Annotated in this window: 10 protein-coding genes; all 10 read right to left on the reverse strand. The window is 44.7% G+C overall.

Annotation, left to right across the window (positions count from 1 at the left end; translation table 11 throughout):
* Window positions 1-228 precede the first annotated feature (228 nt).
* Window positions 229-858, reverse strand: a complete 630-nt coding sequence (gene pyrE, locus ACP8HG_RS10525) for an orotate phosphoribosyltransferase (protein WP_338655809.1) — start codon at window positions 856-858, stop codon at window positions 229-231.
* A 2-nt stretch (window positions 859-860) separates the two neighbouring features.
* Entirely contained in the window at window positions 861-1,571 is a 711-nt protein-coding gene (gene pyrF / locus ACP8HG_RS10530) for an orotidine-5'-phosphate decarboxylase (protein WP_438298598.1), read from the reverse strand.
* Complete coding sequence (locus ACP8HG_RS10535; protein ID WP_340767416.1) at window positions 1,568-2,482, reverse strand: dihydroorotate dehydrogenase; 915 nt, start codon at window positions 2,480-2,482, stop codon at window positions 1,568-1,570. Before ACP8HG_RS10535 ends, pyrF begins: the two co-directional genes overlap by 4 nt.
* Window positions 2,479-3,255: a dihydroorotate dehydrogenase electron transfer subunit gene (locus ACP8HG_RS10540; protein WP_438298599.1), complete on the reverse strand. Its 777-nt coding sequence runs from the start codon at window positions 3,253-3,255 to the stop codon at window positions 2,479-2,481. Before ACP8HG_RS10540 ends, ACP8HG_RS10535 begins: the two co-directional genes overlap by 4 nt.
* Entirely contained in the window at window positions 3,252-6,449 is a 3,198-nt protein-coding gene (carB, locus tag ACP8HG_RS10545; RefSeq protein ID WP_342538779.1) for a carbamoyl-phosphate synthase large subunit, read from the reverse strand. Before carB ends, ACP8HG_RS10540 begins: the two co-directional genes overlap by 4 nt.
* Window positions 6,442-7,542 carry a carbamoyl phosphate synthase small subunit gene (locus ACP8HG_RS10550; protein WP_067214020.1) on the reverse strand — a complete coding sequence of 367 codons (1,101 nt, stop codon included), beginning with the start codon at window positions 7,540-7,542 and terminating at the stop codon, window positions 6,442-6,444. Before ACP8HG_RS10550 ends, carB begins: the two co-directional genes overlap by 8 nt.
* On the reverse strand, window positions 7,542-8,819 hold the full coding sequence (locus ACP8HG_RS10555; RefSeq protein ID WP_438298600.1) for a dihydroorotase: 1,278 nt from the start codon (window positions 8,817-8,819) through the stop codon (window positions 7,542-7,544). Before ACP8HG_RS10555 ends, ACP8HG_RS10550 begins: the two co-directional genes overlap by 1 nt.
* Before the next feature lies 1 nt (window position 8,820).
* A complete protein-coding gene (locus ACP8HG_RS10560; protein WP_340740438.1) occupies window positions 8,821-9,699 on the reverse strand; it encodes an aspartate carbamoyltransferase catalytic subunit in 879 nt (292 codons plus the stop codon).
* Window positions 9,700-9,887: 188 nt separating this feature from the next.
* Window positions 9,888-11,174 (reverse strand): uracil-xanthine permease family protein, encoded by a 1,287-nt coding sequence (locus ACP8HG_RS10565; protein ID WP_067211428.1) that lies wholly within the window; start codon window positions 11,172-11,174, stop codon window positions 9,888-9,890.
* An 83-nt stretch (window positions 11,175-11,257) separates the two neighbouring features.
* Entirely contained in the window at window positions 11,258-11,800 is a 543-nt protein-coding gene (gene pyrR / locus ACP8HG_RS10570; RefSeq protein WP_067211431.1) for a bifunctional pyr operon transcriptional regulator/uracil phosphoribosyltransferase PyrR, read from the reverse strand.
* Window positions 11,801-11,961 lie beyond the last annotated feature (161 nt).

An 11,961-nucleotide genomic window follows, 5' to 3' on the forward strand; every position in this document is an offset into this window, starting at 1 on the left:
TCACCGTGGAATAACTTTTTTGTTGGCTTAGGAAACTATTTAATCATGCATTGTGAGTAAACTGCAACATAGAGATTTCACATCCAAACGCCAGCGCCTAGAGGCTCGGGGTCGACAGGATATGGGTCATGCAATGGGGAGGGATTGTACTTCACCCCTCCTTGTTGTCACAGGAAGTGCCGCATTTAGGCAGCATTCATTTATAACAGACGCTTGCCCTTTCGTACTTTATTTCAACAAACCAGCCTTCAATTTCCCGTGCCACTCAAGTAAACTAGCCATTGACTCTTCATTGATAGCCCCTTTTTCTTGTGCGACTTCAGCAAGTGCACCGAAATCAGTCAGGCTTTTGTAAGTCAGTCCTGCAGACGCGAATGTTTCATCTGCACTTTGCAGTTCATATGTAAAGATAGAAACAATACCAGTCACGTCAATTCCTTCAGAACGCAGTGCTTCTGCCGCATTCAAGCTACTACCGCCCGTTGAGATCAAATCTTCGATAATTACCGCTTTATCTGCGACATCAACTTTCCCTTCGATTTGACGGCTTCGGCCATGTTCTTTCGCTTTCGAACGGATATACACCATCGGTAATCCAAGAATGTCCGCAACCCAAGCTGCGTGAGGGATTCCAGCTGTAGCCGTACCAGCTATGACAGTTGTTTCAGGATAATTTTCACGAATCAATCCTGCTAGGCCTTCCGCAATCTTTTTCCGTCCAACCGGATCTGACATCGTCAATCGGTTATCGCAGTAGATTGGGGACTCAATGCCTGATGCCCATGTAAACGGTTCTTCTGGACTTAATTCAACTGCACCAACATGTAACAGGATTTCAGCAACTTCTTTTTTCACCATTGTTATTCCGTCCCCTTCCAAAGTGCAAGTATGTGTTCGTATGCTGCTCGCGGATCCGTTGCCCCTGTAATTGCTCGTCCGACTACGATATGTGTCGATCCTGCAAGACGTGCTTCTTCAGGTGTTGCAATCCGTTTCTGATCATGTGCTCCGCCATCTGCAAGGCGTATACCAGGTGTCACTTTGAAGAAGGGTTTTCCGCAAATATCTGCAATCGCAGTCGCTTCATGGACAGAACAAACAACACCATCAAGACCTGCTTCTTTCGTCAGCTTAGCATAATGAAGGACAGATTCTTGTAGTCCAACACCGATCAACTGCTCTTCACGAACTTGACGGTCGTCTGTAGACGTCAGTTGTGTAACACCGATGAGTGACGGCCGTGATAATCCGGTTGGTGTCCCTTTATCCAATCCTTCAAGAGCCGCCTCCATCATTGTCTTTCCTCCAGCTGCATGAACATTCACAAGGTCAACACCGAATCCCGCAAGCACTTCCATCGCTGATTTCACTGTGTTTGGAATATCATGCAATTTCAAATCTAGGAATACATCATAACCTTGTTCTTTTAACCGAGCCACAATCGCGGGCCCTGCTTTATAATAAAGTTGCATGCCCACTTTGACATTGACGTCTCCATCAAAAGCACGCAGGAAGTCGAATGTCTTTTCAGCTGAATCAAAATCGAGTGCTATAATCGGGGATGTTTTCATAGACGGTGACTCCTCCCTATCAGTTCAGAAATATGATGAATGCCAAGCTCGTCCAACTTAGCTGGCAATTGTTCAATGATTTGCGGACAAATAAATGGATTGACGAAGTTCGCTGTTCCTACCGCTACAGCACTTGCACCTGCAGACATAAAGTCGATAATGTCAGCCGTTTCTGTCACCCCACCCATTCCAATAATCGGAATATTGACCGCTTTACTTACTTCATAGACCATCCGAATCGCAACTGGTTTAACAGCCGGACCAGACAAACCGCCTGTGCCGTTCGCAATAACGGGTCGCCCTGTTTTCTGATCAAGACGCATACCAATCAGTGTGTTGATCATCGTAATGCCATCTGCTCCGCCTGCTTCAACCGCCTGCGCAATTTCCACGATGTCAGTGACATTTGGAGATAGTTTGACATACACCGGAACTGAAGACACTTCTTTTACCGCTCTCGTCAGCTCTTTGGCGATTTCAGGATCTGTTCCAAAAGTAATGCCTCCCGCTTTGACGTTCGGACAAGAGATATTCAGCTCAAGCGCTTTAACATTTGGTGCTTGAGATACGGCTTTCGCCACTTCCACGTAGTCAGCTGTTTCAGTACCCGCAACGTTTGCAATAATTGGCACATCAAACTGTTCAAGCCAAGGCAACTCGCCTTCCAATACGCCTTTTAGACCCGGATTTTGCAGGCCAATTGCATTTAGCATACCGGATGCCGTTTCTGCAACACGCGGTGTCGGATTGCCGAGCCTCGTTTCAAGTGTTGTGGCTTTGATCATAATGGCGCCAAGCAGTGACAAATCATACAGTTGACCATATTCTTTACCGAATCCGAAACAGCCGGACGCAGGCATAATTGGATTTTTTAATGATAAACCTGGTAATTCAATCGATAGCCTATTCATATTGCCACCACCCCTGCCGGGAATACTGGACCATCTGAGCATACTTTAATATAGGCTTTTTCCGATCCTTCCGTTGTTTGACAAACACATGCGAAACAAGCGCCAATACCGCAGCCCATCCGTTGTTCGAATGACAGAAAGCCTTTTTTCCCTGCATACATTTTTTCAATCGCTTCAAGCATCGGCATTGGACCGCAGCTGTAATACGTTGCAAAGTCATTGCCAAGTTCCGCCATGACAGTAGTCACGAAGCCTGCCGTTCCTTGTGAACCGTCAACAGTTACGATATGTGTTTCGCCGAGTTTACTAAATTCTTCTTCGTAAAACACGACATCCTTTGATTGGAATCCTAAGACATGCGTGCATTTCACGCCCTTCGCCGTCATTTGCTTCGACAGCTCATACAATGGTGGTACACCAATTCCTCCGCCAATTAAAATGGCCGTTTCTCCCTGCGACGTTTCTTCAACAGGAAAACCATTCCCTAGCGGACCAAGGACATCAACTTCATCGCCAGCACGTTTCTGTGAAAGGATGGTAGTCCCCCGACCTTCCGCGCGATAAATAATGGTCATTTCGCCAGCCTCTTGATCAATCGAAGCGATTGAAATTGGACGTCTTAATAGTGGTTCAAACGAGTCTGACACACGAATATGGACAAACTGGCCTGGGGAAGTAATTTCCCCGACCAACTTACCGTTTAACTTCATTTCAAAAATATTTTGGGCAATTTGCCGTTGTGAAGTAACCGTCATTCGATCTTGTATGATCATATAGTTTCCTCCGCTTTCCCCATTTCCTCAGTTTGGAATGTCATTGATTCGATAACGCGTAGCATTGCATCTGCCGTATCAAGGGAAGTGAAGCAAGGAATGCCATTTTCAACTGATTCGCGGCGGATTCTAAAGCCGTCACGTTCAGGTTGTTTTCCTTTTGTCAGTGTATTGATAACAATTTGTGCTTCCCCTTTTTGAATAACATCCAGAAGCGTTGGCCCTTCAGAACCAATTTTACCGATTGTCTTCACGCGGATACCTGCGTCCTCTAGAACAGAAGCCGTGCCTCCAGTCGCTAAAATGCGGTAACCAATAGCTGTAAAGCGTTTAGCGATGCTGACCATCTCTTCTTTATCTTTGTCAGAAACAGTCATTATCACAGAACCGTATTCTTTTATTTCCATACCCGCTGCAACAAGGCCTTTATACAATGCTTTTTCGAGCGTAGTATCTTTCCCCATTACTTCTCCTGTCGATTTCATTTCAGGTCCAAGCGTTATATCTACTCGACGCAATTTCGCAAATGAGAAGACTGGTACTTTAACGTAGACGCCTGATGGAGCCTGAGCAAGTCCATTTTTATACCCTTGTTCGATAATTGATTGACCTAGAATGGCTTTTGTCGCTATGTTTGCCATCGGAATGTTCGTGATTTTACTTAAGAATGGTACCGTACGACTTGATCGTGGATTTACTTCGATGACGTAGACTTGCCCTTCTGAAATGACGAACTGGATATTGAGAAGACCTACAATTCCAAGTCCTTTTGCAAGGCGTGTCGTATAATCAGCGATTGTTTCCATCTGAGAAGCCGATAAATTTTGTGGAGGGAACACGGCAATCGAGTCACCCGAGTGAACGCCTGCACGTTCAATATGTTCCATAATGCCTGGGATCAATACATTTTCTCCATCGCATATGCCATCGACTTCGATTTCAGTTCCTGTCAGGTAGCGATCGACAAGTATAGGATGATCTGGGCTTGCTTCAACTGCGTGCTCCATGTAATAAAGAAGTTCTTCTTCATGGTAGACAATTTCCATCGCACGTCCACCAAGTACATAAGAAGGTCTAACGAGTACAGGATAACCGATTTCATTGGCAATCGCGACAGCTTCTGGTACTGAAACAGCTGTTTTTCCTAAAGGCTGAGGAATTCCGATTTCACGCAATGCACTTTCAAACTTATTACGGTTTTCCGCACGGTCAATATCTTCTAGAGATGTTCCTAAAATTTTCACGCCGCGCGCTTCGAGGCCAGCCGCTAGGTTGATGGCTGTTTGTCCACCGAATTGAACGATAACGCCTTCAGGCTGTTCTAGGTCAACAATGTGCATAACATCTTCGATTGTCAGAGGTTCAAAGTATAATTTGTCCGAAATCGAGAAGTCTGTTGACACCGTTTCAGGGTTGTTGTTGATGATGATCGCTTCGTAACCAGCTTCTTGAATTGCCCATACAGAGTGGACCGTCGCATAGTCGAACTCGACGCCCTGTCCGATACGAATCGGGCCAGAACCTAGAACGATAACACTTTTCTTCTCTGTTTTAATGGATTCATTTTCATCTTCATACGTGCCGTAAAAGTACGGTGTATCCGATTCAAATTCGCCTGCACATGTATCCACCTTTTTATAGACTGGAATAAGGCCATGCTCTTTTCGCCAATCGTAAATCACACGCTCATCTGTACTCCATAGTTCTGCAACTGTTACGTCAGAGAAGCCCATACGTTTTGCAGTGCGTAACGTTTCATAGTCAAACGGATTCGCTTTTAAGACTAGTTCAAACTGAACGATTTTCTGGAACTTGCGTAAGAAAAAGGCATCGATTTGACTCCATTCATGAATCGTCTCAACTGTCGCGCCTCTACGGAATGCTTCGCCTATGAAGAACAAACGCTCATCGCCTGCACGACGGATACGTTTTTCAATCCATTCGTCTGTCATTGTCGAACCATTTTTCAACGATAAGCCAAATTGTCCTGTTTCAAGTGAGCGAACTGCTTTCAAAATGGACTCTTCAAATGTACGACCGATTGCCATTACTTCGCCTGTCGCTTTCATTTGTGTACCCAAGTTCCGTTTAGCAGATTCGAATTTATCAAATGGCCAGCGCGGGATTTTCGTCACAATGTAATCGAGTGTCGGTTCGAAACAAGCATATGTTGTACCAGTGACCGGGTTCATCATTTCATCGAGCGTGAGTCCGACCGCTATTTTTGCAGCGATTTTTGCAATTGGATATCCCGTCGCTTTCGATGCAAGTGCAGACGACCGGCTCACACGTGGATTCACTTCAATGATGTAATAGTTAAAGCTGTATGGATCGAGCGCAAGTTGGACATTACATCCGCCTTCGATTTTCAGTGCACGAACAATTTTCAATGACACATTCCTCAGCATCTGATTTTCTCGGTCTGTCATCGTTTGACATGGGGCAGCGACTATTGAATCACCCGTATGGATTCCAACAGCATCAACGTTTTCCATATTACAAACTATAATTGCGTTGTCCGCCGAATCTCGTATCACTTCATATTCAATTTCCTTGTAGCCAGCAATCGACTTTTCTAACAGACATTGCGTGACGGGGCTGTATTTCAAGCCACCTGTGACGATTTCATCAAGGTCTTTATCGTTATAGCAAATTCCTCCGCCAGTTCCACCCATTGTAAATGCAGGACGAACGATAACTGGGTAACCAATTCTTTCGACAAGTGTATAGGCCTCTTCAAGGTTGTGGATAATATCGCTATCTGGAACAGGTTCACCTAGTTCATTCATCAGCGTGCGAAATAGGTCACGGTCTTCCGCTTGGTGAATTGCATTGAGCTTTGTTCCAAGAATTTCGACGCCAAGTTCATCCAAAATACCTGATTCGTGCAGTTCAATCGCCATGTTCAGACCCGTTTGACCACCCAGTGTAGGAAGGAGTGCATCCGGGCGCTCTTTTCGTATAATGCGGCTAATAAACTCGAGTGTAAGTGGTTCAATGTATACTTTGTCTGCAATTTCCGTATCCGTCATAATGGTTGCTGGGTTGGAGTTAATGAGAATGACGCGATAGCCTTCTTCTCTCAACGAAAGACACGCTTGTGTTCCGGCATAGTCGAACTCTGCCGCCTGGCCAATGACAATCGGGCCTGACCCGATAACTAATATAGTTTCAATATCTGTACGTTTAGGCATTGAAATTCCCCTCTCGGCTGCTTGTTTTCATTATATCCATGAATCGGTCAAACAGATGTTTCGAATCTTCTGGTCCTGGTGATGCTTCCGGATGAAACTGTACAGAAAAAGCTTCGTATTTCGTGCTTTTCACACCTTCAACTGAGCCGTCATTAAGTGCTTTGTGTGTCACTTCAAGATTTGTACCTGCAAGTGATTCTTCATCTACTGAGTAGCCATGGCATTGTGAAGTTAATTCCGTCCTACCTGTAGCCAAATCTTTTACGGGATGATTGCCACCCATATGACTATTTTTCAATTTCACTGTGCGTGCTCCACAAGCAAGGGCAAACAGCTGATGGCCAAGCCCTATCCCGAACATTGGGGCTTTTCCTAGCAACTCTTTAATCACTTCAACTGTACCTTCAACATCCATCGGATTGCCCGGTCCATTTGACAACACAATGCCATCTGGTGATAAAGAAAGAATTTCTTTCGTTGTTGTATTATATGGAACGACGATAACATCACAATCTCTCTCATTTAATTCACGTAAAATACCATGTTTCATACCATAGTCGATAAGGATGATTCGCTCTCCGCGACCTGGACTTGGATAAGGTTTTTGTGTCGAAACGCGTGCAACAAGATCTGTCGGTAAGACGTAAGAAGCGACATGCGCAACCGTTTCTTGCACGTTTACTTCTTCTCCTGCAGCAGTCAAAATCCCTTTTAGTGCCCCTTTGTCGCGTAGCAACCGTGTTAGTTTACGTGTATCGATTCCTTGAATTCCAGGAATGCCCTTCATCGTCAACAGTTCGCAAAGCGTCATGCCGCTTCGGAAGTTCGATGGCTCGTCCGCTAGTTCACGAACGACTAAGCCGCTTGCTGCTGGTTCAATTGATTCGTAATCGTCTCGGTTAATGCCATAGTTACCGATAAGCGGGTAGGTCATCACAATGATTTGTCCAGCTCCCGAAGGATTGGAAATGGTTTCCTGATAGCCCGTCATCCCAGTTGTGAATACTGTTTCACCGATTGAAGCCTCGTCGGAACCAAAAGCGATTCCTTCAAAAATTGTGCCGTCTTCTAAAATAAGCATTCTTTTTTTCATCATTGTCCATCCTCCCAAACTACTTTTCCACCGAAAATCGTTTTAACTGGCCATCCTGTGCATGTCAAACCGTCAAATGGTGTGTTCTTACCTTTAGATACAAATGTTGTGCGATCTATTTTTGCTTCTTTGTTCAAATCAAGTAATACTAAATCCGCAGTGCCTCCAACTTCAATTTTACCGTATGGTAAGCCGAATACATCCGCTGGTTTTTTCGTCATCCAATCGATGAGCTGCTGCAATGTCCATGTTCCTTTTTTAACAAAGTTCGTATAAAGGAGTGGGAACGCTGTTTCAAAACCAGTAATGCCGAATGGTGCTTTTGCAAAACCGACTGCCTTCTCTTCCGCAGTATGCGGTGCGTGATCTGTTGCTATGAAATCCAGTGTGCCGTCGAGCAATCCTTCGCGTAGTGCTGCGAGATCTTCTGTTCCGCGAAGTGGCGGATTCATTTTCCAATCGGCATCATCGCCTGGAATATCATCTTCCGACAGTAGAAGATGATGCGGACTTACTTCAGCAGTCACATGGACCCCCGCTTTCTTCGCGTCACGGATTACTCGAACCGACTCTTTCGTGCTGACGTGGCAAACATGATAATGAGCGCCTGCCGCTTCAGCTAATAAAATATCCCGAGCGATATGGACCGATTCTGCTATAGAAGGAATTCCTGGAAGTTCCAGTTCCTTATTACGTTTGCCTTCATGCATAGCACCACCGTAGATAAGCGTATTATCTTCACAGTGTGCAACAATCGGCATACCGATTTTAGCTGCTTCCTGCATCGCTTCGTACATCATTCCGGCCTGTTGTATACCAACACCATCATCCGTAAATGCGAAAGCTCCGTGTTCTTTTAGTTCTGCGAGATTCGTCCGTTCTTTACCGGCTTCCCGAATTGTAATAGATGCGTATGGAAGGACACGGATTAAGGACTTCTGTGCGATTAAGTCATTGACAAATGTCAGATTTTCTTTTGTATCCGGTACAGGCCGTGTATTTGGCATTGCACAGATAGTTGTGTAACCGCCTTTTGCTGCTGCCAATGTTCCGCTTTCGATTGTCTCTTTATGCTCTCCGCCCGGTTCACGAAGATGCACGTGGACATCTATGAAGCCGGGTGCTAGTAAAAGTCCTTTGCCGTCGATTACTTCAGCGTGTTCTACTGGTAACTGCTTACCGATTTCCGTAATTTTATCACCCGTTACTTTTACATCTGCTGTGACAAGTTCCCCGTCACCGTTTAGCATCTGAACCCCTTGAATAAGTTTCTGCATGTCAATTCCTCCCTTTCAATACTGCTTCTAATACGGCCATCCGTATGTATACACCATTTTCCATTTGTTTGAAAATCCGTGATTTCGGACATTCGATTAAGGTATCTGCTATTTCCACACCTCGGTTAAATGGTCCGGGATGCATGATGATTGCATTTTCTTTCATTAGCTGCTCGCGGGCTTCTGTCAGGCCGTATCTTTCATGATATCTTTCACCAGCAAAGTTTATTTCTGCCTCGTGTCTTTCATGTTGAACCCGTAGCAGCATAACCACATCACTGTTTTTAATCACTTCATCCCACGAATCCACACTGTTGAATTCGCCTGCCCATTCAGCCGGGCAAAGGAATGTCACGTTTGCGCCAAGCTTCGTCAGAGCATCGGCATTGGACCGTGCAACTCGGCTATGTGTGATATCCCCTGTAATCAGTACGTTCAATCCTTGAAATGAACCAAACTCTTCTTTAATTGTGAATAAATCCAGCAGTGATTGAGTCGGATGCTGACCTGAACCGTCTCCTCCATTAATGATAGAAACTGACGTTCTACCAATCAACTGCTCATAGTAACCATCTTCGGGATGACGGATAACAAGTGCATCGACACCTATTGCTTCGAGCGTTTTGACTGTGTCATAAAGCGTTTCTCCTTTTAATGTACTAGAGAAGCTGGATTCGAATGGTAATACATCAAGTCCGAGTTTCCGTTGTGCCATTTCAAAACTCATTTTCGTTCGTGTACTCGGTTCAAAAAATAAGTTACTGACACTATATTTCCCGGGCAATTCTCGGACTCCACGTTTTTTGAATGTATCAGCACGATCAAGGATTGCCATAATTTCTTCTTCAGTCAGGTGTTTCATCGAAACAAGATGCTGCATCTGGTTTGTCCTCCTTTTATTGAAAAGCTTAATGGCCTGGGTGCTGAAGCCTAGACATATTGAAAAACGAGCCTTCCCGATAAACGGAAAGGCTCGTTAGGTATGACAATCCAAACCCTACACTTATTGTGCAGAATGGGTGTCAAACGAACCTTTCCCTGACTCTCGGAACAGTGTTAAAAGGTTTTCTATTCTTTTTCGTCAACTAGACTTTCATTTGTTCTCCCCGGCAGGACCAAGTTGAGTATCACACCGATAATTGCCGCTAGGGCCATTCCTTCAATTTGGAAAGTATCACTAAATTCGATGCTCGCCCCCCCGATTCCAATGACTAGAATGACTGAGGCGATGACAAGATTACGCTGGCTGCCAAAATCAATTTTGTGATCCACGAGCATGCGCAAGCCAGATGAAGCAATAATTCCGAACAAGAGAATTGAAACCCCGCCGAGCACTGCCGTCGGAATCGTCGCAATCAATGCCATCACTTTTCCTAAGAAGGAGAAGGCTATGGCGAAAACAGCAGCTCCTAAAATGACATAGACACTGTAAACTCGAGTAAGCGCAAGAACACCGATATTTTCACCGTATGTCGTTTTAGGTGGACCTCCTACAAGACCACTTATGAGTGTTCCAAGTCCATCACCTAGTAATGAGCGGTTCAATCCTGGATTTTTTATGTAATCTCTTCCAACGATTCGTCCAAGGACAAGTTGATGGCCGATATGCTCCGATATTGTGACAATTGCTATTGGCACCATAAGAAAGAGCAGTGTAGGTGTAATGACGAAATCATAATCCACACCTGGAATTAACATTTCCGGAAATTCAAACCACTTTGCTTCCATAACTTTTGTAAAATCTAAGATCCCGATGAAAGCCGAGTAAATGTAACCGACGATGATGCCGATTAGGATTGGCATTAAGCTAATGATTCCCTTGAAAAACATGAGGCAGATGATAGCAGCTGCTAGCGTAACAAGTGCAGCCGAGAAATGAAGCAGGTTATATACCTTTTCATCTCCAACTTGGATGGTACTTGCCATGCTGATTGCAGTTGGTGAAAGTGCCAGTCCAATTACGATGATGACAGGCGCTACAACAATCGGTGGCAAAACTTTCATGATCCAATTGTAGCCCGTTTTCCAAATGAGCAATGAAATAATTCCGTAGACAAGTGCCACAAACATGCTTCCTATCATCGCACTGCCAATTCCACCCGTTTGAGTTGCGACTTGTATCGGGATAATGAAGGCGAAAGATGAGCCTAAGTACGCCGGCACTTGGAATCGTGTAACAAGGATAAAGACGATTGTTGCAATACCACTTGTCAGAAGGGCGATTGCCGGACTTAATCCGACGAGCTGAGGTACTAATATTGTTGCTCCAAACATGGCAAACATATGTTGTAAACTAAGGATAATCCACCTAGCTGGTGCCGGTTTTTCATGCACATCTAACACTTTTTCATCCATTGCCAATACCCCCGTGCGGATTACTTTATTTTGTATTCATATTATGTTGAGATAAAGAATCCCCTTATAAGGCACCTTCGCTACTATTTAGAATGAATCGACACGCTATCTTTGCCATCTGTTTCTTCTACACTCACGACGACTCGCTCATCACTTGAAGTTGGGATGTTTTTACCGACGAAGTCTGGTCGTATTGGCAATTCACGGTGACCACGGTCAACAAGTACTGCTAGTTGGATTGATGCTGGTCTTCCAAGGTCCATAACTGCATCCATCGCTGCCCGAACTGTTCTACCTGTATAGAGAACGTCGTCTACCAAAATTACTTTCATATCTGTCACGTCATGCTTGATGTCTACCTGCTGAACAAGCGGTTCATTGTTACTATGTTTCAACGTGAGGTCATCCCTATATAGTGTGATATCAAGTTCACCGGCTTTAATCGGTTTTCCTTCGATAAGTTCAATCTTTTCAGCAAGTCTTTTCGCTAAGAAAGCACCGCGTGTTTTGATGCCGACAAGAATACAAGCGTCAATTCCTTTGTTGCGTTCAATTATTTCGTGTGCAATTCGGGTAACCGCCCTGCCAATTGCCTGTTCATCTAGAATATTTGCTTTTTCCGTCATTTCAACATCCTCCATTTCCTTGTTTACTTCTGTCTTTCGGTCAAATGCCTTCCAGGAGCCGATTGGCTTGGATATTCTCCTATATGAAAAGCGTAAGGCGCCGTCAAGTGAACACAGCCTAAGTTCGCCACATCGTGTGGCAACGTCTGCGTGACCTACAT

This window comes from Sporosarcina sp. FA15, assembly GCF_051550195.1.
GTDB classification, from domain to species: domain Bacteria; phylum Bacillota; class Bacilli; order Bacillales_A; family Planococcaceae; genus Sporosarcina; species Sporosarcina psychrophila.